Genomic DNA, 25,740 nt, shown 5'->3' on the forward strand with positions numbered 1-25,740 from the left:
AAAATAGCCATCATGTTTTTATATGTTTCGGTACATGAGTTATTTCTCACTTTTTTAGGAATATTAATATTAGTATTGTTACTGATTATAGTAGTTCTCTCATACAGTTTCTACCAGTACAAAACCCTGACCCATATCCATAAATGGTCTGAAATGATCGACGAAAAAGTTTCAGAAGCCATTGTATATGGTCCGGAAGAACAAAAAGAGGACGAGATCTTTAATACCTATTCCAAGGAATCCTCATTCAGAAACCTATTTCTGGAAAGACTGGTGGCTTCCGAGAAAAAATTTTCGGGAGGAGCGCAGGATGAGATCAAGAAAATTTTTACAGATTATAACCTTCAAAAAGAAGCCTTAAAAAAATTAGGACAAAAAAAGCCCCATCTTATTGCAGAAGGAATACAGGAGCTTACCGCAATGAAAGTGGAAACGGCTGTTTCTAAAATTGCCCCTTTCCTTTCCCATCCTTCAGCTCAAGTGTATCAGGAAGCACAGTATGCAATGGTGGTATTTAAAGGATTTCAGGGACTGCATTTTCTCAATGATTTTGCCTACATTATATCAGACTGGCAGCAGCTTCGTTTACTTCGGTCTATCAATTTAGATCCGGATCAGTGCCAGCAGGTGGTGAATGTCTGGTTAGACAGTCAGAACACTTCGGTGATTATTTTTGCATTGCGATTGCTGAGAAAATTTCAGATGTTGGCCTTTTATGACAAGGCGAGAGCTTTGCTAATTCATCCGTCAGTAGATGTTCGTATCGAAACGGTAAAAGCATTGCAGGCATTGGAAAATACTTCTACCATTACAGAATTCAAAGAAAGCTATGAAGAACAGCCTTTAGAAGTACAGATAGAAATACTGAAGGCGATGAAATTGTCTCATGACCCTCGTTGTGCCGATTTTTATAAAGAAAAACTGAACGGGACCAATCTTCCGGGAGTAAAAATTGCTGCTGCCGAAGCACTTCTTGCCTTAGGATACCATGATTATCTGCTTGAGATTATAGAAAATGATGCCTCATGTCCGCAGTTGGTTCAGATCATTAAACACGCTTTACAGGAAAAAATATGTTAGAATTCTCACATATCATTTATGAAATTGTTATTTGGCTGTTTTTACTCTACTCGGCTGCCGTTTTCCTAATTTATGCATGGATAGGAATTTATGCTTTAGGAGCGGTTGTTCGGTATAAAAATGAAAATACTTTTACAGATTATAGTATCATTGCTGCCAATCCTAATGCTCCTGTTTTCAGTCTTATTGCTCCTGCATACAATGAAGGAATGACGATTGTTGATAATGTAAGATCTCTGTTATCCCTATATTATCATAATCTGGAAATCATTATTGTAAATGACGGAAGCAAAGATGATTCCATGGAAAAGCTTATTGAAGCTTATGAACTGGAATCCGTTTCCTTCTTCGTACAGGGCGATATTGAAACAAAACCGATACGTGGAATTTATAAAAGTAAAAATCCTGCCTTTAAAAAATTAATTGTTGTAGATAAAGAAAACGGAGGAAAAGCAGATGCCTTAAATGTAGGAGTCAATATTTCTTCCGGAGAATATATCGTTTGTATAGATGTAGACTGTATTCTTGAGCAGGATGCCGTTCTGAGACTGGCAAAACCATTCCTTGAGCAGACCGATAAAAAAGTAATCGCCTGTGGTGGAGTAATCCGTCTGGCGAACAACTGTAAAATAGAAAACGGTAAAGTCACAGATGTGAATATTCCTAAAACATGGTTGGGAAGAAGCCAGGCTTTGGAATACATCAGAGCATTTGTATTAGGTCGTATGGCGTGGTCCAGAGCATCAGGACTGATTCTGATCTCCGGAGCTTTCGGAGCTTTCGACAGAAGTATCGTATTGGCTTGCGGCGGATATGATAAAAATACTGTCGGAGAAGATATGGAATTGGTAGTGCGGATGAGAAGGTACATGGAAGAAAGGAATGAACCCTATGAAGTGGTAAACATTCCGGATCCGTTGTGTTGGACAGAAGTACCAGAAACCAAGGAAGTCCTGAAAAAACAGCGAAACCGATGGATGCGCGGAACCATGGAAACCCTTTGGAAACATAGAAAACTGATGTTCAATCCTAATTATGGAAAATTGGGAATGGTCAGTCTTCCCTATTGGTTCTTTTTTGAATTTTTAGGTCCTTTGGTAGAATTTTCAGGAATTATAATTTTCTTTATTTTCTTAATCTTGGGAATTGTCAACTGGCTGTTTTTTATTGTCCTCTTTGCATTAGTAATCTCCTCGGGAATCCTATATTCAATATATGCCATTTTAGTTGATCTTATAAGTAGGCAGGTCTATACGAAAAGAAAAGACTTCCTTACTTTAATTTTTACTGCGGTTATTGAACCTTTCTACTTTCATCCGGTAGTTGTAAAAGCAGGTGTGAACGGATTTGTAGACTATTTTAAAAAATCCCATGCTTGGGGTGAAATGACCAGACAGGGCTTTAGCCAAGAAGATAAAAACTTACCTTGGAGCAAACGCGTTCTTGCTATCCTTAAATTAGGTCTTAGACAATGGAGCGTTTTTGCAATGGTTTTCCTCTTTTTATTTTTATTGGGAATATTGGCAGAATGGGGATGGTATCGGTACAATTTTCCGACATTTGATACCTCTCTGTTGGTTAAAAACCTTTTGGTAACGAATCTCTTATTTGTATTTCAGCTTATTTTCGGAACAGGGATTGTTTATATGATTCTCAATTTTATAAAAGAACAATGGGCAAAAATGTTTGCTATCACAGTCTTTACGTTGGTTGTGGTTGTTCAGTTTGTGCTGTTTTTATATTTTTCTGAATCACATAATATACTGGGAGCAGATCTGTTCTATTATAGTGGTGATGAGATGGAGCAGATTCTGCAGGCCAGCGGAATGCTCAGTACAAAGAATATTGCATTGATGTGTATTTTGATTGCCGGAGCTTTTATTCCTTTCTGGTTTGCTGCCAGATCAAGATTTAAATCATTGTATGCAGGAGCCATTCTGTTAGGAATGGGATTAGTGGCTTTATTTATCCCTCAAAATGCTTTATATGCTTTAAACTCAAAAAATGAAAATGAATTTGAACAAAAAGCAGGGCAGAGCAAATGGGCTTACTTCCTTAATTCAAACACGAATAACTTTATCAGTGATCATCCGGAGATATCTGACCTTGTAAATGGTTCAGAAACATTGGCTGCAGATCCTGAAATGCTTAATCAGGAGTTTCCGTTTTGGAGAAAAGAAAAAACGAAAGATTTTTTAGGTGCTTATCTTAATCAGTCACCGACAACTCCCAACTTGGTATTTATTACAGTAGAAGGGCTTGGTCATGCTTACAGTTCGCCTAACGGATATGTAGGGAATTTCACTCCATTCATAGATTCACTTACAAATAAAAGTTTGTATTGGGAATTTAATCTAAGCTCTTCAGGAAGAACATTTTCGGCACTTCCTACGCTTACTGGTTCTTTACCTTTTGGAAAAAACGGTTTCCTTGAAATTGAAAAAACGCCGGAACATTTCAACTTATTCAATATTCTGAAGAAAAACGGTTTTGAAACCGGGTTTTACTACGGAGGAAATGCTTCATTTGACAGGATGAGTGAGTTTTTACAGTACAGTAAAGTCGATCATATTATAGATGAGCAGTCATTTAGTGCTCCGTATCGTAAATTACCTCAGAATAATGGGGAAAGTTGGGGATATGAAGACCAGGCGATTTTCGGAAAAATGCTGGAAATACAGAAGATTCAGAATCAACCTTACTTTAATATGTTCCTTACCCTGTCAACGCACAACCCGTTTTTAATTAACAATTCAAAATATTATGAGGCGTTATTTGATAAAAGGATGCAGTCAGGACAAATTACAGCATCTCAGAAAAAATGGGCGCTGGAAAATAGAAAACAATTGGTTTCTGTTCTCAACCTTGATGATGCTGTGCAGAAGTTCTTTGAAAACTATAAAAAACGTTCAGATTTCAACAATACGATTTTTGTAATTACCGGAGATCACAGTATGCCTGAAATTGCTTTTCAAACAAAAATAGACCGATATCACGTTCCTCTGATCATTTATTCACCTTTATTAAAAGAAGCGAAACGATTTAAAAAACGGGTCAGTCATTTTGATCTTGCCCCGACTATTTTAGCGTATTACAGAACAAATTATAAAGTACATACCCCTTCATCGGTCGCCTGGATAGGAAAAGGATTGACTAATGATGATGATAATGAAAACGAAGGAGCTCCTTTAATGGAGAGTAAAAACCTGTTGATTGATTATGTGTACCGGAAATACCATTTCGTAGACAACCGTGTATTTGAATTACAGCCCAATCTTGATGAAGATATACTCAATGATGAATCTGTAAAAAATGATATGAGCAAACGTTTTGATGAATTTAAAACTAAAAACAATAAATTCTATTCCTCAAAGAAATTGTTACCCGATTCCGTGGTGGCTAATTTCATGAACAAAAAAATACCAAAACCTTAAAAGGTTTTGGTATATCCTATATTCAGATCAAACTGATTTCCTTTTTCATTCGGGCGGTACTCCTGATTGTAATACGTAGCCGAAACAGAGAATAGATTTGATTTATTAATAGAAAAATTATATTCTCCCCCTATTTTAAAGGTCTTTAATTTGTAGGTCTCATTCTGTAGAAGATTATTAATACTCTCTTCCGGGCTTATTCCTGTTCCGATCTGGAATCCGAAATAATCATAAGCTCCTTTAGTATAATAACGCATGGTTCCTGTATAAGAATGAGAAATATTCTTTTGATCCGGAGAAATATAAGTACGGAGATTGAACCAGAAGTTTTTATAATATTTTCCTACAGACGCAGTATACATCCATATATTATTGGTAAAATAAAGCTGTCGGTATCCTAATTCCCCTTCAAAGCTGTGAGGAAGATTGGCGTAAAGCGAAACTCCTGTTCTGTATTTTGGAAATATTCCTACATCATTAGAATATCCTGCACCGGCATATAAATAAAAAGTTTTTGAGATTCTTGGATAAGCTTCCAATTCAACCTGAGTGCCATTTTGCGCAAACTTATTCGCATAGTTCCCTTTTATAATGAAAGAACCTATAGAAGTAGCTCTTTTATAACTAACACTCACAATATGCCAGTCATCATTAAACTGTTTGTCAAAATGTGAATAATTATAAGTAATTCCTACAGCGTTTTTAGAAGTAAGTTCTTTAATTCTGTTAGAAAGTGCTCTGGCTTCCGTGTTTTTAGGATTGATCTCTAAAACTGATGAGGTTGCTTTCTCAGCCTCCACAAACTGATTGTTGCTGTTATATACTTTTGCTTTCAGAAGCCATAATTCCTGTGACTGAGGATGGTAACCTAAACCCTTATCAAGAATTGTAATTGCTTTGTTATATTGATTGTTCCAGTATTCAAGAGAAGCATAGGCAATAAAGAAATCTTCATCCTGCACATTTCTTTGATCGAGTTTGTCAAAAACCTGTCTTGCAGAAGTAAGATCGTCGCTCCATGTATACACCCTTCCTAAAAAGACCGATATATCAGTATAATCCGGTGATTTTTCCAATGCCTGTTGTGAAAGTTTGATGGCGGTAGGATAATCTTTTTCATCAAAAGCAGCTTTTCTTGCTTTGACAAATAATTCATCTGAGGTCAGATTTTCTTGGCTGTAAAGATTAAAGGGTAATAATAAGAAGAGTAAAAAACAAAAAACTACTTTCATCATAGAAATAAATAATACGGTAAAGCTAATATATTTTATAAAAATTAAAAACAGATTGGCAGGATATTTTCTTCATTTTTTGAACTTATAAAGTAAGGAAGAGGGAATTACAAAACATGGGTAAAAAACATAAATAAAAAAATCCCTAAAATATGAAATAATCATTTTTTTTTCATATTTTTACTAAGTATCTAGTTGGTGATAAATCTAATTGTGGGATATGTACCGTAAACACTTTATATTAATATTTTTCCTATTTGCATCGCTGAAATGCTTTGCGCAGGAAGCCGTGAGGTTAAATATAAAGCTGTATCCTATACAAACGCTTTCAGTTCCAAGCAACAATTCTGTTGATATAGCTGAAAATAGAACCGCTACAGTAGCACCAGATGCGAAATTTATTAAAGTCTCAAGCCTTTCCGGTTTTCAGGTGAAAATGCACCGCGAAATATACAATGCAGAAAAAAAAGCTTTTGCCGGAGAAAAGCCTAATACAGAATATGCACTTATTGATAAGCGTAAAGGCGGAATGGATGAAAAAATTGCGATAAGCAATAATTTCCTTCCGGCAGAGGAGGTGAAAAATAGTAATCCGGAATTAAATAATATATATCACACATTAGTGTATACGATTATTTCTCAGTAAAATTTCAATGTTTTTTACAAATTAATTATGCGTTAAATAATTATTTCTTCTTTTTTCTTTTATTGTATTTTTAATATTTTACGATTTATGTATCATTATTTCGCATATATAGTCATTTATGCTTGATAATTCGTATTGAATTTTTCTTTTTATTCTACTTTTTTATTAATTTTTATTGGTGATATAATTTTTCAAAACTTGTTTAAAATTACAAGTTTAAAGTCTTTTTTTACAAAATAACTCTAACTTATTGCGTCTACTTTTGCATCCGATAATTTAATAAATAATTAATAAACAGAAAATATAATTCAACAATGAAAAAATTTATCTTAGCATCTTTCGCTTTTTTAGGATTTGCAACAGTAAGCGCTCAAAATAATACCGTTACATTAAACGTAAAATTAAAACCAATCCAAACTCTTTTAGTAAATCCAGCTCAAAAAATTGTGGACTTAACCTATACTACTGCTGCTGATTATTCAGGAGGTGTTTCTTCTACTCAGGCAGATCACTTAACAGTTTACAGTACAGGTGGTTTTGAAGTGAAAGTAAAAGGAGCTAATGCTAATATAGTAAATGGGTCAAAAAACATTGCTGCAAATACGATTACTATTACTGCAAGTAATGGAGCAAATAATTCAGTAACAGGTGCTACTTACTCACCAGTATCTCTTTCTGATAACGATCAGGTGATTGCTACTTCTTCTACAGGTGGTGTTAATAAGAATATTAATGTAACCTATGCTGGTGCAGGTGCAGATACTTATGTTAACAATTATATTGCTGGTCAAACGCCAACTACATATACAACTACATTAACGTATACAATTCTTGCTAAATAAAATATATAATTAAGATAGGAAAGAGAAAGTGTTGCAGGAAAAATGTGGCACTTTTTCTGTATTATTACAAAAAATATTTTAATGAAAATACGGGTTGTAACTTTCTTGTTCTTTGTAGTATCTCTTTTGTGTAAAATCAATGCGCAGACCGGGGTTTCAGTTTCTCCGCCCAGACTCTATTTTGAATCAGATTTGGGACGTAGTAATACGCAGCAGGTGACCATTACCAATGTAAGTGTGAAAAACTCACTGGATCTGGCTGTAAGCATAGGAGATTGGGAGTATGATGGGAAAGGAGAGAATATGATGTATGCTGCCAATACTTTGCCTGTTTCATGCGCCAATTGGATTTCTGTAAAAAAAGAAGATTCTTATTTTACCTTGGCTCCGGGAGAGAGAAAAGACATTGATGTTACCATTACAGTTCCTAATACTTTGTCTGACAAGCTGGCTGCACATTCTGCGGTTCTGTATGTAAGCCAGATGAATCCTGTAGATGATGTGGATAGTAAAGGAGCTAACATAAAAGTGAGCATCCGCTCAGGAATCAAGCTTTTTCATAAACTGTCTTCTGCGAATACAAAAAAAATAGAAATCCAGAATCTGGTATATGATAAGTCTAAAAACAAACTCTCTCTTTTCTTTGAAAATCAGGGAAATGTATGGATAGACGGAAAAGTATATACCGATCTGGTAAATACACAAAACGGGAAAAAAACCTCATTGGATAATATTATTTTTTATACCATGCCCGGAAACAAAAGAGAGATGGATATTTTTCTGCCCGCTACACTGGAAAAAGGAAAATATACAGCCTCTGTGATGATTGACTATGGCGATGCCAATAATTTGGAAGTTGGAGAGCTAAACTTTAATTATGAGTAAAAAAATCTTTATTATATTCTTGTTCGTTTCAATTCATTGTTTTGCAGGTAAATTAACTTTTAAGCCTTGGGAAAACAATAGTTTCCTCCAGATCAATTCTTACAATGGAAATATGAGCCAAAATGCTTTCACGGTAAGATTTGACGGAAATGGAAATATTGATGAACCTAAATGGAGACTTTCTGCACAGCTAAAAGGGGTAATTACCAACGGAACTTATACGTTCCCAGCAGATAAAGTTTCTTTTCAGCCTGTTTTTACGACAGGAAGTGCAACGCCAGGTCCGGTTCCTACTATTCAGCAGATTGGAATGCCTGCAAGTGTTTTTTTACAGGAAAATGTAGAAAAATATCTAGTACCGAGTTCTAATGCGCCTCTTTCAAATACATCTAATTCAAACGGACCTTTTTATATGGAAATGGGATTCAGTTTGACGGTTGCAGGAGGAGCATATCTGGGAAATTATCCGGCTTGGACAGAGTTTTCAGTTCCTGTGGAAATGGCGGCCTATGACCAGTATAACAATTTGATCGGGAAATCTGTAATTTATTTTAAACTGCAAATTGCACAGCTTTCAGGAACACCACCGACTACGACTGAAATGTCATTGCAACTCGCTACGAATGCGATCAATGGAACTTTAGAATTTAAAACACTTCAGGACTATACAAACGGAGTGAGTGTATCTTACCCTAACGCACTTATTGTAAAAAGTAACACCAATTATCAGGTAAAAGTAAAGTCTATTCAGGGACAGTTTATTTCTGCAGCAGGGAATACGTTGCCTCTCAATGCCGTTCAGATGGTGTTGAATCCTGTTTCCGGAAATACGGGAAGTACATTTCCTATTTCGCTAAGTACATCATCCCAATTGGTGGCAAAAGGAGCAACGACTCAAAGTGCTAATGTGTATTATGATATAAAATATTCCACATCTGCCAATGATGACAGATTTGTACAAGCAAAAATGGAAGACTATGCTACTACAATCCAGTATGAGATAACGCCTCAATAAAAAAAAACTAATCCAAAATGCTTCATTATTTGTTCAGGAAAATAGTTCTTATTTTTTTGATATCAATTTCTTTTGTATTTACTTCAGCACAGGTTTATTCAGGTATAGACATGGAAATCCGCAATGAATCTACGGCGGATAAACCTAATATTATAGATCTTGTGATACTGGTGAAAAATGAAAGTTCTTCAAAATTTGACGGTACTATTTCTATTGATGTACCAAAAGGATTTAGAAGTATTTCGGGAAACCAGATAAAAGTTGAGCTCAATACGGGAGAAAAAAGATTTTTACCGGTAAAGATACTGGTAAGCAATGATGCGGGATCTGGAGATGAAGAACTCGTATTTAATTGCAAGTCCTCTTCAAATGAGCTTGTCGTAAAAAAGAAACTCATATATAAAGTACAGGAAAATAATTCTCTTAGACTGACAGCCGAAAATCCTCTGATCTACATGAACGAGAATAATATCAACGATTCAGTAGAAGTAAAAGCAAGAGTGACCAATATAGGGAACAAAAGGCAGGATGTGACCGTTGTTTTTAAAATTCCTGAAACAGCTCAAGGAACTATTTTTGTTGAGAAAAAAGGAAGAATCGAGGTGTTGAAAGATACCGTATTCAGCTTTAAATTTATTCCTGCCCATATTCTGAAATCTACTCAGGTTATGGTGAATATAGCCGGATTTAGAGATCCTGAAAAAGAAATTTTTGGAAATACTTCAGTGTCTATTCAGAATATTTCTTCCACACAACGGTATCAGGATATGCAGCCTATAAACGGGTATTCAAGCTATGCAAAAAACAGCATTACAGCGAGTTACAGGAGGGTTGGTGATAATGCAGATATGTATCAGGTAATGGGATCGGGAGGATTTAATCTTCCTGCAGGTTATGTCTTTATTAGCGGAAATATATATACGATGAGCAATCAGAATGATCCGATAGTAAATAATACCTATATTTCTTATCATAGAGGAAATTCTGCAGTTACATTGGGAAATGTAAATAAAATGCTGGAAATGCCTCTCTTTGGTAGAGGTGCGGAATACAGTCTTACCTCTTCTGATAAAGATAAAAAAATAGAATTGGGATTTATTGATCAGAGTTTTAACCTGGTTGAAAAAACTCCGTTCCTGCAAAATGGGTATGGTTTATACGCAAGAGGAACCATTGGAGCTCAGAATGCGTCCCGAAGTATATCCGGAGTATATGTTTTCAGAAATGATCCTTACGAAAAAGCAGATCATAATCTTTTGGGAACAGATGTTCAGTATCTTTTCAGTAAAGACTGGAGACTGAATGCTAAATTGTATTCGGGAATGAGTTTTTATGAAGCAGATCATTCTACAAAACCTTCTCTTGGGGTAGAATCTCAATATTCCGGTGTCATCAGTAAAGTAAACCTTAATGGAAGTTATTTCTACAGCACCGATTATTATCCAGGGAATAGAAGAGGCGTTTTGCAGATACAGCAGAGTTTCTCCAAGAATATTTTTAAAGAACATTATGCTTACGCCAATATATTGGTTTCAGATTTTTCTCCTAAGTATTTTTCTTATGATTACAATACGAGATCTAAAAATATACGATTGGATACAGGAATCAACTTTGCCAGAAAAGGAAACTTCGGATGGGGAGTTGGGTATCAGTATCAGGAAGAAACATCCAACAACTATAATTCTTTTCTGGGAATATTAAATTCTTACGAGTTGAATATGCTGAAAGCCCAAAGATTTACCGAATATACAAGCTGGACAAGCCCGAATAAAAAACACTCTTCAATTTTAGGAATAGAAGGAGGGTTGGTTACTTATCCTGATTTGGAAAAGCCAAAGTTTCAGATGAAATTATCAGGAAATTACGCGTATAGAGCATTTAGTTTTAGTTATATTTATCAATATGGAGCCTACTTCCTTTCAGAATATGCGTTCTCAAAAATGATGAATAAAACAGAAGATTATAAAAAACTTTCCCTGTCGGCATTTTACAATAAAGCCTTCTTTAAAGATAAAGTAAATCTTACATCAGGAGTATCATATACAGACGATGTTCTATATGGTAAAGCACCTTCTGCATTTTTTAATCTGAAATATTCAGGAAAACAATACGGGCTTTATTTGAATTCATCTTGGTATAATTATACGGTTGGAGTGTTGCATAATAATATGTTGACGATTGAAGCCGGAGTTACCCTTAATCTTCCGACCAATACATTGGATCCGGGTAAAAAAGGGAGTATAAAAGCTTTCGTTTATTATGATAACAACGATAACGGAAGCTATGATGAAGGAGATGAAGCTGCTGACGGATATGTCATTATGATCAATAATATTTCATTCAAGAGTAATAAAGAAGGGAATATAGAATATAAGCAGATTCCTTATGGTAAATATCGTCTAAAGCAGGTGATTCAGCAAGGTTGGTATTACGATGAAATGGATATAGAAATGGAGTCGCACCGCCGTTCATTGGAAATACCTCTTCACAGAAACGGAACCATTCGCGGTAAAATAACATACGATTTTGATGCAAAAACGGCACAGGAATTCAATCCGAAATTAGGAGGTATTATCATTAATGTTTTTCAGGGAGAAAAACTCTTACAGAGGATTTCTACGGATGAGAACGGAGAGTTTTTAGCATTTTTAGGAACCGGAGAATACAGAATCTCGCTCAATGAAAGCTCGCTTCCTATAAATACATATTGTGAGCAGACTTATGCAGACACGGAAAGTATTGCAGGAAAAATATCTGTAGTGAGTCCGTTTGTAATAAAAGTGAAAGAAAAGAAAATTAGAGTAAAAAAATTCGGAAATTAAATTTCTTAAATTGTCAAACCCATCTTGTACAGGTGGGTTTCATATTTAATATAGGGTTTAAAGCTATATCTTCCATATTTCATATATTTGCATGAATTCGAAGATGGAAAAAAAATATCCTTGGTGGAAAGCTTTAATGGACTATGGTTTGGCATTGGTAATAGTGGTGCTTTTCATACCTGTGTTTATCATCTTAATGATTCTGACATCTATCGATACTGGATTCCCTGGGATTTTTACGCAAAAAAGAGTAGGGTGCGAAGGAAAACTTTTTGTCATTTATAAGTTCCGGACTTATCATTCCCGAACTTCTCAAAAATCCAATTTCGGAAAATGGATGAGGAAAACAAAATTAGACGAGCTTCCTCAGCTTTTTAATATCCTTAAAGGAGAAATGTCTTTTGTAGGCCCGCGTCCCGATATCGTTGGTTATTATGATATATTAGAAGGAGACGACCGACTGGTGTTAGGATTAAAACCGGGACTCACTTCTGAAGCTGGTATAAAGTATAGAAATGAAGAAAAGCTACTTAAAAATCAATCAGAACCGTTGAAATTTAATGATGAGGTGCTTTTTCCGGATAAAGTGAAAATGAATCTGGAATACTATGATAAGCTTTCGTTGAAGACCGATATCCTTATTCTGCTCAAAACGTTTTCGATTCTTGAAGGGTAATATTTGAAAGAAAAAAATTATAAGTGGTATGAGTTTTATGTTGAAAGATTTCTCATTAATGATAGGTTGGTTTTCGGCTTCTATATTAAGTGCACAAACTGAGCTAAAACTTAATACCGTATTTACTCCTGTCGGAATAATGTAGTCTTGTTTAATCTATTATGATTAATTTTAAACCAATTCTTACTTTAATAATAGATGTTTAGAGATATAAGATACAATTGTCCATAAGTATATGAAATCAGTGAGATATTTGATGTAGATTTTTCAATAAAGAAGGTGTTTAATCATGTCTTTTTTATTAGAATAAGTAAAAATATTCGATATATTTGCAGCTCTTTTTATCGAAAAGGTAAAGAATGTATTTTTTTTTATAAAAATTAGTTTTTTGAAACAGATATGTATAAAACCAACAGTAAAGAAATAAATATTGGAGAAATTATAAAGCCTTATCTTTTAAAATGGTGGTGGTTCTTACTTAGCATTTTTATAATGCTTGTATTAGCTGTTTTATATATAAAAAGTGTTGCCCCTGTTTATAACCTTCAATCTTCGGTATTAATCAAGGATGCTAAAAAAATGTCATCTGCTTCGGGGGACTTTGGGGTGTTGCAAAGTTTGGGAGGGTTGTCTTCGATGGGGACTAATAGCATTGAGAATGAAATTGAGATTTTTAAATCAAAAAAAATTGTAGGTGATGTTTTAAGAAAACAGAATCTGCAAACTAGCTTGTATATTAAAAAAGGATTGTACAATTTAGAACTATATGGCAAATCTGCTCCTATTAAAATAAATATTGTCAACGAAAAAGAAGTAGACAAAGGTCCAGAAAAGCCTATTAAAATCAGAATAAAAGGAGATTCTTTCTTTTTATCGTCTGATGAATGGGATAATGAAATAAAAGGTCAGTATAATCATACTGTAAGTTTACCATTTGCAAATATTATAATCACTAAAAATAAAGACTTTAAAGCTACTTCACTTAAGAAATTGGATCAAAATAATCTATCCTTTACTTATAGTACATTTGAAGCTACTATTGATAATTATCAAGAGGCCTTAAAAGTAGATTTAGTAGAAAGAGAAGCGACAGTTATTTCATTAGCGATTGCCAGCGAAAATACGGAAAAAGGCAAAGAGTTTTTGAATAATATCGTTGGTGAATACAATCTTGATGCTATTAACGACAAGAATAGAGAATCAGTAAATACTACAAAATTCATTGATGATCGTATTGTTATTATTTCAAAAGAATTGGGTGATGTAGAAAACAAAAAAGAAAATTATAAATCCCAAAATAATATTGTTGATCTTCAGACAGAAGCTAGAATAAATTTACAAACTAAAGAAGTTACTAAATCTAAGTTACTTACTTTGGGAACTCAACTGGAATTACAAAATATTCTTTTAAATTATGTAAATAAAAAAGAAAATAAAGATGTATTACCTGTAAATATTGGAATAGAGAACGGAGATGCTGCTAAAAGTATTTTAGACTATAATATGCTTGTGGTGAGGAGAAATCAACTTCTTCAAAATGCAACATCAGACAACCCAATGGTGAAAGAAGTGGATGCTCAGATTCAGGCAATGAAAAGCTCTATTCGTGAATCATTATCAAAAAGTATTACGGCAGTGAGTTTGGCAAAAAATGCTGCTGAATCAGAATTAGATAAGTCAGAAGTTAAGATTGGTAGTATTCCTTCTCAGGAAAAAGTATTTAGAAATATTGAAAGACAACAGCAGTTAAAAGAGAGTCTCTATTTGCTGCTTTTACAAAAAAGAGAAGAAGCTGCAATCTCAATGGCTATTACAGTAGAGAAAGCAAGAGTCGTAGATGCAGCCTATGTGGCAAAGCAGCTTGTTGCCCCTCAAAAGAAAATTATACTTCTTATTGCTGTTTTAATAGGTCTCCTGCTTCCTGCAGTTTATATTTATTTGAAAACATTACTTAACAATACCATTACGAATAAAGATGATGTTGCTAAGCTTTCATCTACAAAAGTTCTGGTAGAATTACCACATTTGAATCGCAATGATAATGATACGGTACAGGCTAATGATCTATCTCCTCTTGCTGAAGCATTTAGGATTTTAATTACCAATTTTAAGTTCTTACTTCCTAAAAAAGAATCTGCTAAAATTGTATACGTAACTTCAACGGTAAAAGGAGAAGGTAAAACATTTGTCTCAGTCAATCTTGCCCTTACTTTGGCAACACCTAACCAAAGAGTATTGCTTATTGGAGCTGATATTAGAAATCCACAGCTTCAGAGATACAACATAGAAAAAAAGAATGCACAAGGTTTGACAGATTTTCTTTATAATCCTGATATCGATCTTAAAGAAATAATGCATCAGTCAAAAAGAAATAATAATTGTGATGTGATATTTTCGGGAACAATACCTCCAAATCCAACAGAGTTACTTTCTAATGGCAATTTTAAAAAGCTTTTGGATGTTTTTGAAGATCAATATGAGTATATTATTGTAGATACGGCACCTATTATGCTAGTAACAGATACTTTATTATATTCAGAATATTCGGATATTGTTTTATATGTTTTAAGATCTGAAGTGAGTCAGAAAGAATTTGTTAATTTCTCAAATAATTTAATTGAGGACCAAAAAATTAAAAATGTTGGTTTTGTAATTAATGATGTGAGTGCTGAAAACTTTGGCTACGGAAATAAGTACGGTTACGGATATCATGCTACAGAAAAGAATTGGTTTCAGAAATTGATAAGTAAGTTGTTTTAATATGTTTTCTTGTATACATGTTATATGCTAAAGAAAGATGTTCAAAAAAATTAAAACTACTTTACAGTTTGGAGTATAATAAGAAATAATGAACTCGAAAAAAAAAACAATAATAAACGTTATTACCTCAGGCGGACAAGTTGCATTGGTGGGAGTAATTTATTATTTTCTATATAAATTTCTTTTACAAGAGCTTGGTGTAAAGCGTTTAGGAGTCTGGTCTGTTGTAATGTCGGCATCTTCAGTAGCGAATCTTGCTGATCTTGGAATAGCAACTTCAATGGTGAGATTTGTGGCATTATACGACCATCAAAAAAATCTTAAAAGAATACCGCATCTGATTTTTACAGGAGTTGTACTTAATCTTTTAATTTTTATTCCTGTTTGTTTGATTATCTGGCCTTCTGCATATTATATCTTAGGTAATATTATTGAAAAGGATTATATTTATCTTGCTCGCCAATTATTACCATTTTCTTTGCTTTGTGTCTTAATTAATTCTTTATCTGGGGTATATGGCTCTCTTTTAGATGGTTTTAGAAAAAACTATCTCAGGAATTTTATTTTTACATTTTCTTCGGTCGTATTTTTTCTACTTTCGTTTTGGAGTGTGAAAAAATACGGATTAATAGGCGTAGTGTGGTCTCAAGTGATTCAATCTCTAATATCTCTCATCTTATGTATACTAATATCAGTAAGATTATTTAAGTTTAATCCATTAAAATGGAGATGGAGCTCTTATATATTTAAAGAAATATTCAGTTATGGAATAAAATTTCAACTTACATCCATCACTGGAATTTTAAATGAGCCGGTTACCAAAATGTTATTGGCGAAATTTGGTGGATTAGCATTTGCTGGGTATTATGAAATGGCCAATAAACTCGTGATGCAAATAAGAGGTGTTATTGTGAGTGCAAATCAAAGCTTGATTCCACTATTAGTAAAAGAAAGTGTAGAGAGTAAAAATAAAAATTATTTTTCGGTATTGAGTATTAGCTTTGCGGCTGTTTTTATTATAGCTCTCATTTCATTGTCTTCTATTAATATTATTAGTAGTTTTATCTCTGTAATCTGGATTGGAAAAGAACAATATATCTTTATAAATATACTCTTGTTTTTGTCCGTTTGTATGTTTATTAATTTATTATCTGCTCCAACTTATTTTTCTCTGATTTCAACAAGTAAATTAGGCCCTGTAATTCGATCTCAATTGTTAATGGCATTTATTAATATAGTGCTTGGATTTGTTCTTGGATATTCATACCATGGATATGGAATTGTTTTGACTTGGATGATTGTAGTGATTGTTGGTTCTGTTTATCTTTTGAATTCGGTAGGTTTTAAAAATACATTTAGTTTTATACAAAAATATCAAACAGCTGTCTTGAGTTTGCTCGTAATAAATATTCTTGCTGTTGTATTTTCAAGGTTATATAATGATTTAGCGTTTATTATTTTTATCATAAATCTCTGCGTATTTATTTTTATACTTTATATTAATCTAGTTAAAAAAAATAATTAGCTTTAATAATGTTATTGAAGAAATTTAATTAATGAAGCTCTGTACCGTTATAGTTTTATATCATCCGGAAAAAAATAGTCTTGAGAAATCTCTTTTATCATTTGTTGAAGAGACAGACCATGTTTTTTGTTGGAAAAACTCTTATATAAATGACGAATGTCAGGATATTATTAATTCTTATGATAAAATAGAAACTTTAGGGAATGAGAATAATGTAGGCATTGGAAAGGCATTAAATGAATGTGTTAAAGTAGCAGAATCTAGAAATTTCACACATGTTTTAACAATGGATCAGGATAGTTATTTTGAAAAAAAAATGATCTTAAAGTATAAAACTGAAATATTGAATTACAATGTGAAAGATGTAGCCATTTATGGCATCAATCCTCTTCAGGATAAAAAAACACTTTATGAAGATAAAGGAGCTGCTTTATATGTTAGTGATACAATTACTTCAGGTTCTGTTTTTATTTTAGATAATTTTAAAAAATATGGATATTTTGATGAAGAATTGTTTATTGATGCTGTAGACTATGAATATTGTTATCGGTTAAAAGGGATATACAACCAAAAAACAATTGTATTCCCTAGTATTGTTATGAATCATACGGTAGGATATATTGAAAAAACCCAAATGGGGTTTAATATCAATAATTATTCTGCATTCCGTACATACTTTATTGTAAGGAACCAACTTGCAATATGGAAAAGATTTCCTTCTCAATTCCCTCGCCATTATAAAGTGACGGTATTGAAAAATCATATATTTTTCCGTATTATTAAAATTATATTGGCTGAAAATGATAAAGGGAATAAAATAAAATCAATTTTTTTAGGAATTAAGCATTTTATAGAAGGAAGGTCAGGATATTTTAATGTTAATGTAAAAAATATGGAAAAATGAATATAAAAAAAGCGATTTTCACCATATGTGCCAAAAATTATTTAGCTCAAGCACTTACACTGAGAGATTCAATATTGAAATATAATCCTGAAATTGATTTTTATCTTTTTTTGGCAGATGAAAAAACAGACGATATTTCTGATGTAAATGTAGTAGAATTAGATGATTCTTGGATCCATGATTGGAAAAGAATGGCATTCAAATATAATGTAATAGAATTTGCAACCTCTATAAAGCCTTTTTGTTTTAATAAATTATTCCAAGAAGGATATGATAAAGTACTTTATCTTGATCCTGATATTTTTGTTACAGATAGCTTAGAAAGTATTTACAATGATCTTGATAGTTTTTCTATGGTTATCACTCCGCATTATAATCACATAGAAACTGAATATACAGGATCTGTAACGGAAGAAGAACTTCTATTTGTTGGTATTTATAATTTAGGTTTTGGAGCCATAAAAAATAACCTGATTGGGAAGCAAATTATTGAGTGGTGGAAAAATAGACTTTTCAATAAATGTTATGCGGATAAGGAAGATTCTTTACATGTAGATCAAAGATGGATTGATTTTCTACCTGGTTTTTTTCCAAATGATATTCTCATATCCCATCATGCAGGAATCAATATTGCAATTTGGAATTTACATGAGAGAAAACTTATTGTAAAAGATAACAAATATCTTATTGAAGATTTAAGGACAAAGGTACAATACCCGCTTCTTTTCTTCCACTTTTCCGGTTTTGATCCTTATAATAGGACCGTTATAAATAGGAGACACTCAAAATATAATATTGAAGTTTTTCCATCATTTATTCCTATTATAAATGAATATTCAGAGCTTGTAAATAAAAATAAGTACGATCTTTTTTCTAAGTTAAGTTATTCCTTCAATAATTTTGACAATGGAGATGCTATTATTCCTCTTCATAGAAGGTTGTTCAGAGTTTATTTGGAAAAAAACGAGATTATGAACTTTGATGCGTTTTCTTCAAAGGAGCTCTTTTATAAAATTCTTAAATCTAAAAGGTTGATTCTTACAGATAAAACTGCAAATTATAATTTGGGGATAGTAAAAGAAAAAAAAGTGAATCTGGAAAAGATTGATAAAATATTCAATAATTTAATAAAACTCTTCATCTTCATTTTTGGAATTAAACGTTATTATTTTCTTATTAAATACATAAGGATGAAAACGAGATTGGAAAGTCATGATTTTTTTCTTGATGACATAAAAAAATAATCTATTTATAAAAACAGTGAGTATCAAAATAGGAATTGACGCATTTCCTTTTCAAGAAAAACCAACAGGGATTGGAAAGTATATCATTAATCTAGTTGAAGAAATTTCTAGACATATTCCTGATGCAGAATATTTTGCTTATTCTAATAGAAAAATAGTTTTATCAGATCATCTGGAATCTAATATTATTAAAAGAGAATATTTAGATACAGTTAGTTTGAAAATGCCAGGTAAAGTCTGGCTAAAATTTTTTTCAGGGAAATATATTAAAAAAGATAATCTTGATGTTTATATATCAACGTCAGGCTTTTTTCCTGTTTTATCTCCTAATGTAAAAAAAATTGCAATTATTCATGATTTAAATTATAAGATCGTCCCTGGTACAATGGGACGGTTACATCGTTTAACGCATATATTTTTTTATAAAAAAGATGTGAAATCTGCAGATTTTATCGTTACAAATAGTAGAGGAACTTCGGATAAATTAAAACATTTTTTTAGGATAAAAACGGATCAAATAATTAACCCATCAGTTTCTCCTACATATTTTAAAAGAAACAAAGATGAAATCAATGGGGTACTTGAAAAATATCAAATAAATTCTGACTACTTATTGTTTGTGGGTAATTTGGAACCTAGAAAAAATCTCTTATTAGTAATAAATTCGTTTATAGAATTAGTTCAGGAAAAAAAGATATCTGATGTAAAATTATTAATTGTTGGTCTAAAAGGCTGGAAAAACAGTAAGCTAAATCAACTAATAGATCAATATTCAGATTATATCCAATTGTCGGGATATGTAGCTGAACATGATTTGCCAGCTATATACTCACAAGCAAAAACTTTTGTATTTCCCTCTCTATATGAAGGATTTGGAATTCCGGTAAGAGAGGCTTTGATGTGTGGAACTTCAGTAATTACTTCAGATATTTCAGAACTTAGAGAAGCTGGTGAAATAGTAGAAAGTAATGCACAAATAACCTTTATAGATCCACATAGTAAAGAAGAACTCAAATGTTCTATACTTAAGTATTTACATTATGATATAAATGAATATCCAAGCAATAATATTCCCAGAATTGAAATTAGTAATTTGATTAAATTTATTACAAAATAAATTCAAAATGAAAATGCTGCATTTAAATTTAAAAATTTTATTATTAAGTATTGTTTCGAATTGTTGTTTTGCTCAGTTAAAACATTCACCAAAGCCTCGGTTTAATCAATATAATAAAATGGTTATGACCGGTTATCAAGGATGGTTTGCTGCGGAAGGAGATAGTGCAAATATAGGGTGGTATCATTATGCTAAAGATTGGAAACTTGATTCAAAGGTGAGTAAGTTTGATATGTGGCCGGATACAAAAGAATATAAAAAAACATATAAAACAAAGATTATTGATAAGGAAGGAAAACCAACTTACCTTTTCAGCTCAAACGATGCCTCCACATCAGAATTACATGTGAAATGGATGAGAGATTACGGAATAGATGGAGCGTTTATACAGCGTTTTTTCTTAGCACTTTGGGATGGAACAAGGCAGCATCATATAAAAGTTCTCTTAAATATGATGAAATATGGTGACAAATATGGTAGGGCAATGTCTGTAATGTATGATATAGGCGGGATTAAAACTGAAAATGATGCGGATAAAATAATAGAGGATTGGAAGTTTTTGGTGGATAATTTAAAAATAACATCTTCTAATGGGAAAGCTTATTTATTCAATAATAATAAGCCTGTAGTAGGTCTCATCATTGTAGGCTTAAATGATTCGGAGACAAAACTTAGCTATATAGATAAAATAATGAACTTTCTAAAGAATGACAAAAAATATGGAAATTGTTCAATTGTTTTAGGGGTTCCGTATTTTTGGAGAACTTTGAATGGGGATAGTGTTTCTGATCCCCAACTTCATAGTTTGGTAAAGAAAGCAGACTATATTATGCCCTGGTCTGTAGGAAGAGTAAGATATGATAATTTCAGTGAAAATCAAAAAATATTAATAGATGACCTAGAATGGTGTAAAAAAAATAAGTTGGAATATTTACCTGTAATATACCCAGGCTTTAGTTGGCACAATCTTAAGAATTCGGAACCAATGAATCAGATCCCAAGAAAGAGTGGAGCTTTTTATCAAAATATGATTAATAATGTGGAAAAAGCTAAAGTTAAGAATGTGTATGTTGCAATGTTTGATGAGATTGATGAAGGTACGGCGATATTCAAAATTTCGAAAAATCCGCCCGATACAGGTTTTATGAGGTTTGTTGCTCATGATAAAAATATCCCGGAAGATTATTACCTTAAACTTACGGGACAACTTGCAAAAGAATTGAAAAAATAACTTATTAATTATGAATGATTTTCTTCCCGTTTCTAAAATAAAAGACAGTTATGAAGGTAGTGAAACTACCGATTATTCTTACAGTAAGATATTTGTATATATTCTGAGGTTTTATTTTATATTTTTCCCAATGTACCCATTACTTACGAAATTTTTGGGAACATCTTTATGGAAAGACGGATTGTATATTTTTTGCTCTTTAGTAGGAATTGTAGCTTTCTCGAAGAGTAAATTTTTTGTAACATATTTTATTACCATTATTTGTATTATCTTATTTCAGGTATTTCAAGATTTTGATTATTGGGAATATCTGACCTGGTTTTTTATGGGTCCCCCATTGTATCTTTATTTCCGGTATATTGAAAAGCCAGAATATAAAATTGACCTTATAATTTTGATGATAATCATGACTTTAGGAATTTTATTTGTATTTCTTTATGAAGTTCCAACTAATAATTCCACTTATTTTAGTGTAGATTTTGATAAACTGGATGAGGTTTCTATGTTAAGAGATGGAAAAACCAGACCTAGATTTTGTTTTGTAAGCCCAATGGCATATAGTCAATATTGTTGGTTCATTGCAACTACAGTATTTTTAAATAGAAATATAAATAAAGTATTGAGATATGTATTCTCTCTTGCTGTATTTCTAACGATTTTTTATTGTAATACTCGTGCAGGAGTATTTTTGACAATTATTAGTGTGGGTGTTTTATTTTATGTAAAATTTAATTTATATAAGGTGAAAATTAATAATATGATAACAATTATTATCTTGGGATTTATTGTTATTCTTCAAAATGTTCTCTCTGCTCAAGGAACAGCTTCAGGTAAGAATGAAAATCTTTCAGACAGTTTAAGAGTATTTTATTTACTTGATGGTTGGAATAAGGCAAAAGATCATTTTTTATTAGGAATCTCTGGTAAGTATTTTTCACCGCGATATGAAAAATGGTTTGATTTTGAAAACTCGTGGTTATCATTTATAGTTTGTTTTGGTATAATAGGAATATTTTTGATTTATTTTCTCATCAAAAACTTTGTTTTCACCCAATCCAATAGGTTTATTGTTTTTTATACTATTCCTTGGTTGAGCTATTCTGTTATTTTTCCTATTTTCCAAGAACAATGTGCTGTTTTTATTTCTTGGTTTATTTTAGCAATTATTTTGAACCTTGATAAGTGGCAGTATATAAATGATCTTGAAGATGAGAATTTAATAACCGAAGAAATTGATATTGAGCAGATAAAATGAAAAAAATTTTTGTTAATGCACGTTTCCTTACACAGCGTATAACAGGTGTGCAAAGATTTGCTATTGAAATTTCTAAAATACTTAAAAGAGAACTTAATGATGATATTGTTTTTGTTGCTCCGAAAGATATCATACATAAAGAAATTGCGGCTGAATTAAATGTTAAAATAGTGGGGCATAACAAATCGCATATCTGGGAACAAATAGATTTGCGTAGATTCTTAATTAAAAATAGTTCACCAATTTTATTAAATCTCTGTAATACAGGACCTTTGTTCTATCGTAATAATATTATTACCATTCATGATATCGCTTTTGAGATTTATCCCCAAACATATTCAAAAAAATTTTTAATAACATATAAGTACCTTATTCCTAAACTAGCATATTCAGCAAAACAAATTATTACTGTAAGTGAATTTTCAAAGTCAGAAATTATTAAATATTATAATATCTCGGATAATAAAATACATGTCATATACAATGCAGTTAGTCCAGAATTTCAACAAATTAGAAATGCAGATCTTGAAAAAGAAAAATATTTTTTAACAGTATCATCACTTAATTACAGAAAAAATTTAAATTTGGTTTTGAAAGCTTTTGATGATTTAAGTAAAACGGAAAAAGATATTTATTTATACGTCGTAGGGGATTTAGATAATAGAAGTTTTTCAAATTATGATTTACAAAAATATAATTTGAATAATAGAATTGTTTTTTTAGGACGGATTGAAGATGAAAAATTAATGGAGTATTATACAAGCTCACTAGCTTTTATATATCCTTCATTGTATGAAGGATTTGGAATACCTCCTTTGGAAGCGCAAAAGTGTGAGGCTCCGGTTATTGTTTCAGATATTCCCTGTTTTCATGAGATTTTTGAAGATAGTGTATCATATATCAATCCACACGATCCCATTCAGCTGACCTATATAATGAATCTCCATCTTAACTATATGAATAGATTCCAGCAAATAGAAAAGGGATTAGATAATGAAAAAAAATATGATTGGGGAAAAAGTGCAAAAAAAGTATTAAAGCTTTTAGAGGAATGCGAAAGGTGATTTTAGTTGATGCAGATTTTATGGTATGATAACAGATATATATTTAAACTTTTGTTTTACAAAGAATAAAAAGATATATTTGTAGTTCTCTTATGATTTATACAGGAAGCATAATGCTTTAGTAATTTTTTAACTGTTAAGTTGTATTTGATTTAAAACTCAAATTTACTTTTTTAGTTTATCATTATGAAAATAGCACTCGTACAAGATTGGCTAACGGAGCTGGGAGGGGCTGAAAAAGTTTTTTCACAAATTTTTAAAATGTATCCTGAAGCGGATATTTATACATTGGTTTGTGATAAAAAAATTCTAAAGAAATTAGAAATTCCAGATTCCAAAGTTACCACTTCATTTATTCAAAGATTACCGTTTGCAAAAAAAAAATATAGAAACTATTTTCCTCTTTTCACTTTAGCAATAGAAACTTTTGATCTGTCTTCATATGATATTATTATAAGTTCTTCTTATTGTGTCGCCAAAGGTGTTCTTACCAATTCAAATCAAATTCATTTTTGTTATTGTCATTCTCCGGTACGATACGCTTGGGATTTGCATTTTCAATATCTCCGAGAAGCTAAACTTGAAAGTGGGATTAAAGGTTTTATTGCTAAATATTTTTTACATAAACTAAGATTGTGGGACATAGCTTCTCTAAATAGAGTAGATCATTTTATAAGTAATTCAAAGTTTATAAAACAAAGGATCAGTAAAATATATAACAGAGAATCTATAACAATTTATCCTCCTGTAGATATTGATAATTTTAGCATTAAAGAGGATAAAGAAGATTATTATTTTACTTGCTCAAGAATGGTTCCTTATAAAAAAGTTGATTTAATTGTTGAAACTTTTTCCCAATATTTACAAGATAAAAAACTCATTGTAATAGGTACTGGTCCGGATTTTGAAAAAATAAAGAAAAAGGCAGGAGAGAATGTGATATTAATGGGATATCAGCCATTAGAGATTATGAGAGATTATATGGCAAAAGCTAAAGCTTTTGTATTTGCTGCAGAAGAAGACTTTGGTATTGTTCCTGTTGAGGCTCAATCTTGCGGAACTCCGGTTATTGCTTATGGCAAAGGTGGTGTTTTAGAAACTGTTTTAGAAAACAAAACAGGTGTTTTTTTTAAGCATCAGGATGCTTTATCTTTGAAAGATGCAGTAGAAAACTTTGAAAATAATTTGCAAAACTTTAATCCATTATTTATTCGTCAGCATGCAGAAAAATTCAGCAATAATGTTTTTATTAATAGTCTTGATTCGTTTATAAAAGAAAAAATATAAATATTAAATAATACTTAACTTTTAAATAAGAAAGTTAAGTATTTTATTTTTAGTTTTGTTGTCATTTTGAAATTATTAGCTATGAAATAACGTTTTTGAATTTAAAATAATTTTTTTAGAAAATTTTCAAATACTATATTATTTATTAGAATATGAATATTAAAGAAACCCCCCTTAAAGATTGCTATATTATAGAACCTACTGTTTTTGAAGACGACAGAGGCTATTTTTATGAGAAGTTCAATGAACAAAAATTTAATGAGCTTACAGGAATGAACGGTCATTTTGTACAAGATAATATCTCTAAATCAAGCTATGGTGTTCTTAGGGGATTGCACTTACAGAAAGGAGATAAAGCACAGGCGAAATTAGTATCTTGTCTGGAAGGAAAAGTTTTAGATGTAGCGGTTGATTTACGTGAAGATTCTCCAACATTTGGAAAATGGTTTTCAATTGAACTTACAGCTGACAATAAATTACAATTATATGTTCCTAGAGGATTCGGTCATGGTTTCTCAGTTCTCAGTGAAACAGCCGTATTTTCTTATAAATGTGATAATTACTATGATAAAGCTTCAGAAGGTGGTGTGCTTTGGAATGATACTGACTTAAATATTGATTGGCAATTGCCTTCAGACGATATTATACTTTCAGAAAAAGATAAAGTTCAACCTGTATTTTCTTTGAAAAATTTTTAATATATTCGAAGGAGAATAAGAAT

General features: G+C 31.9%; 19 protein-coding genes. 18 read left to right on the top strand and 1 reads right to left on the bottom strand.

Features of this window, described 5'->3' with window-relative positions; genetic code table 11:
• Positions 1 to 12 precede the first annotated feature (12 nt).
• Positions 13 to 1,080: a HEAT repeat domain-containing protein gene (locus JI747_RS18290; protein WP_225690307.1), complete on the top strand. Its 1,068-nt coding sequence runs from the start codon at positions 13 to 15 to the stop codon at positions 1,078 to 1,080.
• Positions 1,074 to 4,514: a sulfatase-like hydrolase/transferase gene (locus JI747_RS18295; protein WP_225690308.1), complete on the top strand. Its 3,441-nt coding sequence runs from the start codon at positions 1,074 to 1,076 to the stop codon at positions 4,512 to 4,514. Before JI747_RS18290 ends, JI747_RS18295 begins: the two co-directional genes overlap by 7 nt.
• On the opposite strand, the gene JI747_RS18300 is transcribed toward JI747_RS18295, so the two are convergent.
• On the bottom strand, positions 4,511 to 5,749 hold the full coding sequence (locus JI747_RS18300; RefSeq protein ID WP_225690309.1) for a YaiO family outer membrane beta-barrel protein: 1,239 nt from the start codon (positions 5,747 to 5,749) through the stop codon (positions 4,511 to 4,513). The two genes, JI747_RS18295 and JI747_RS18300, sit on opposite strands and share 4 nt — an antisense overlap.
• 217 nt (positions 5,750 to 5,966) lie before the next feature.
• Between JI747_RS18300 and JI747_RS18305 the strand changes: the two genes are divergently transcribed.
• From JI747_RS18305 to rfbC, 16 genes are all read left to right on the top strand, one after another.
• Positions 5,967 to 6,392 carry a hypothetical protein gene (locus JI747_RS18305; RefSeq protein ID WP_225690310.1) on the top strand — a complete coding sequence of 142 codons (426 nt, stop codon included), beginning with the start codon at positions 5,967 to 5,969 and terminating at the stop codon, positions 6,390 to 6,392.
• Positions 6,393 to 6,838: 446 nt separating this feature from the next.
• Positions 6,839 to 7,234, top strand: coding sequence for a hypothetical protein (locus JI747_RS18310; RefSeq protein WP_225690311.1), 396 nt, complete (start codon positions 6,839 to 6,841; stop codon positions 7,232 to 7,234).
• Positions 7,235 to 7,315: 81 nt separating this feature from the next.
• The gene (locus JI747_RS18315) at positions 7,316 to 8,119 is read left to right on the top strand and encodes a fimbrial biogenesis chaperone (RefSeq protein WP_225690312.1); all 804 of its coding nucleotides are present in this window, start codon (positions 7,316 to 7,318) and stop codon (positions 8,117 to 8,119) included.
• Positions 8,112 to 9,134 carry a hypothetical protein gene (locus JI747_RS18320; RefSeq protein ID WP_225690313.1) on the top strand — a complete coding sequence of 341 codons (1,023 nt, stop codon included), beginning with the start codon at positions 8,112 to 8,114 and terminating at the stop codon, positions 9,132 to 9,134. The genes JI747_RS18315 and JI747_RS18320 overlap by 8 nt, the downstream gene beginning before the upstream one ends.
• A gap of 110 nt (positions 9,135 to 9,244) precedes the next feature.
• A complete protein-coding gene (locus JI747_RS18325; RefSeq protein ID WP_225690314.1) occupies positions 9,245 to 11,956 on the top strand; it encodes a COG1470 family protein in 2,712 nt (903 codons plus the stop codon).
• A gap of 103 nt (positions 11,957 to 12,059) precedes the next feature.
• Positions 12,060 to 12,632, top strand: coding sequence for a sugar transferase (locus JI747_RS18330; RefSeq protein ID WP_225690315.1), 573 nt, complete (start codon positions 12,060 to 12,062; stop codon positions 12,630 to 12,632).
• A 399-nt stretch (positions 12,633 to 13,031) separates the two neighbouring features.
• On the top strand, positions 13,032 to 15,392 hold the full coding sequence (locus tag JI747_RS18335) for a GumC family protein (RefSeq protein WP_225690316.1): 2,361 nt from the start codon (positions 13,032 to 13,034) through the stop codon (positions 15,390 to 15,392).
• An 88-nt stretch (positions 15,393 to 15,480) separates the two neighbouring features.
• Positions 15,481 to 16,917, top strand: coding sequence for a lipopolysaccharide biosynthesis protein (locus JI747_RS18340; protein WP_225690317.1), 1,437 nt, complete (start codon positions 15,481 to 15,483; stop codon positions 16,915 to 16,917).
• Positions 16,918 to 16,948: 31 nt separating this feature from the next.
• Positions 16,949 to 17,821: a glycosyltransferase gene (locus JI747_RS18345; protein ID WP_225690318.1), complete on the top strand. Its 873-nt coding sequence runs from the start codon at positions 16,949 to 16,951 to the stop codon at positions 17,819 to 17,821.
• On the top strand, positions 17,818 to 19,065 hold the full coding sequence (locus tag JI747_RS18350) for a glycosyltransferase (RefSeq protein WP_225690319.1): 1,248 nt from the start codon (positions 17,818 to 17,820) through the stop codon (positions 19,063 to 19,065). The genes JI747_RS18345 and JI747_RS18350 overlap by 4 nt, the downstream gene beginning before the upstream one ends.
• 16 nt (positions 19,066 to 19,081) lie before the next feature.
• A complete protein-coding gene (locus JI747_RS18355) occupies positions 19,082 to 20,182 on the top strand; it encodes a glycosyltransferase family 4 protein (protein WP_225690320.1) in 1,101 nt (366 codons plus the stop codon).
• A 124-nt stretch (positions 20,183 to 20,306) separates the two neighbouring features.
• Positions 20,307 to 21,413, top strand: a complete 1,107-nt coding sequence (locus JI747_RS18360; RefSeq protein ID WP_225690321.1) for a glycoside hydrolase family 71/99-like protein — start codon at positions 20,307 to 20,309, stop codon at positions 21,411 to 21,413.
• 10 nt (positions 21,414 to 21,423) lie between these two features.
• On the top strand, positions 21,424 to 22,668 hold the full coding sequence (locus JI747_RS18365) for an O-antigen ligase family protein (protein WP_225690322.1): 1,245 nt from the start codon (positions 21,424 to 21,426) through the stop codon (positions 22,666 to 22,668).
• Entirely contained in the window at positions 22,665 to 23,732 is a 1,068-nt protein-coding gene (locus JI747_RS18370) for a glycosyltransferase family 4 protein (RefSeq protein WP_225690323.1), read from the top strand. Before JI747_RS18365 ends, JI747_RS18370 begins: the two co-directional genes overlap by 4 nt.
• A 186-nt stretch (positions 23,733 to 23,918) precedes the next feature.
• Entirely contained in the window at positions 23,919 to 25,019 is a 1,101-nt protein-coding gene (locus JI747_RS18375; RefSeq protein ID WP_225690324.1) for a glycosyltransferase, read from the top strand.
• A 152-nt stretch (positions 25,020 to 25,171) separates the two neighbouring features.
• Positions 25,172 to 25,717 carry a dTDP-4-dehydrorhamnose 3,5-epimerase gene (gene rfbC, locus JI747_RS18380; protein ID WP_225690325.1) on the top strand — a complete coding sequence of 182 codons (546 nt, stop codon included), beginning with the start codon at positions 25,172 to 25,174 and terminating at the stop codon, positions 25,715 to 25,717.
• The last annotated feature ends 23 nt before the right edge of the window (positions 25,718 to 25,740 follow it).

Source organism: Chryseobacterium tagetis, from assembly GCF_016735585.2.
GTDB lineage: Bacteria > Bacteroidota > Bacteroidia > Flavobacteriales > Weeksellaceae > Chryseobacterium > Chryseobacterium tagetis.

What these genes read in the sequence shown, in the direction of transcription:
- JI747_RS18290 (WP_225690307.1), top strand. Translation starts at nt 13, where the DNA reads ATGTTTTTATATGTTTCGGTACATGAGTTATTTCTCACTTTTTTAGGA.
- JI747_RS18295 (WP_225690308.1), top strand. Translation starts at nt 1,074, where the DNA reads ATGTTAGAATTCTCACATATCATTTATGAAATTGTTATTTGGCTGTTT.
- JI747_RS18300 (WP_225690309.1), bottom strand. Translation starts at nt 5,749, where the DNA reads ATGATGAAAGTAGTTTTTTGTTTTTTACTCTTCTTATTATTACCCTTT.
- JI747_RS18305 (WP_225690310.1), top strand. Translation starts at nt 5,967, where the DNA reads ATGTACCGTAAACACTTTATATTAATATTTTTCCTATTTGCATCGCTG.
- JI747_RS18315 (WP_225690312.1), top strand. Translation starts at nt 7,316, where the DNA reads ATGAAAATACGGGTTGTAACTTTCTTGTTCTTTGTAGTATCTCTTTTG.
- JI747_RS18320 (WP_225690313.1), top strand. Translation starts at nt 8,112, where the DNA reads ATGAGTAAAAAAATCTTTATTATATTCTTGTTCGTTTCAATTCATTGT.
- JI747_RS18325 (WP_225690314.1), top strand. Translation starts at nt 9,245, where the DNA reads ATGGAAATCCGCAATGAATCTACGGCGGATAAACCTAATATTATAGAT.
- JI747_RS18330 (WP_225690315.1), top strand. Translation starts at nt 12,060, where the DNA reads ATGGAAAAAAAATATCCTTGGTGGAAAGCTTTAATGGACTATGGTTTG.
- JI747_RS18335 (WP_225690316.1), top strand. Translation starts at nt 13,032, where the DNA reads ATGTATAAAACCAACAGTAAAGAAATAAATATTGGAGAAATTATAAAG.
- JI747_RS18340 (WP_225690317.1), top strand. Translation starts at nt 15,481, where the DNA reads ATGAACTCGAAAAAAAAAACAATAATAAACGTTATTACCTCAGGCGGA.
- JI747_RS18345 (WP_225690318.1), top strand. Translation starts at nt 16,949, where the DNA reads ATGAAGCTCTGTACCGTTATAGTTTTATATCATCCGGAAAAAAATAGT.
- JI747_RS18350 (WP_225690319.1), top strand. Translation starts at nt 17,818, where the DNA reads ATGAATATAAAAAAAGCGATTTTCACCATATGTGCCAAAAATTATTTA.
- JI747_RS18360 (WP_225690321.1), top strand. Translation starts at nt 20,307, where the DNA reads ATGACCGGTTATCAAGGATGGTTTGCTGCGGAAGGAGATAGTGCAAAT.
- JI747_RS18365 (WP_225690322.1), top strand. Translation starts at nt 21,424, where the DNA reads ATGAATGATTTTCTTCCCGTTTCTAAAATAAAAGACAGTTATGAAGGT.
- JI747_RS18370 (WP_225690323.1), top strand. Translation starts at nt 22,665, where the DNA reads ATGAAAAAAATTTTTGTTAATGCACGTTTCCTTACACAGCGTATAACA.
- JI747_RS18375 (WP_225690324.1), top strand. Translation starts at nt 23,919, where the DNA reads ATGAAAATAGCACTCGTACAAGATTGGCTAACGGAGCTGGGAGGGGCT.
- rfbC (WP_225690325.1), top strand. Translation starts at nt 25,172, where the DNA reads ATGAATATTAAAGAAACCCCCCTTAAAGATTGCTATATTATAGAACCT.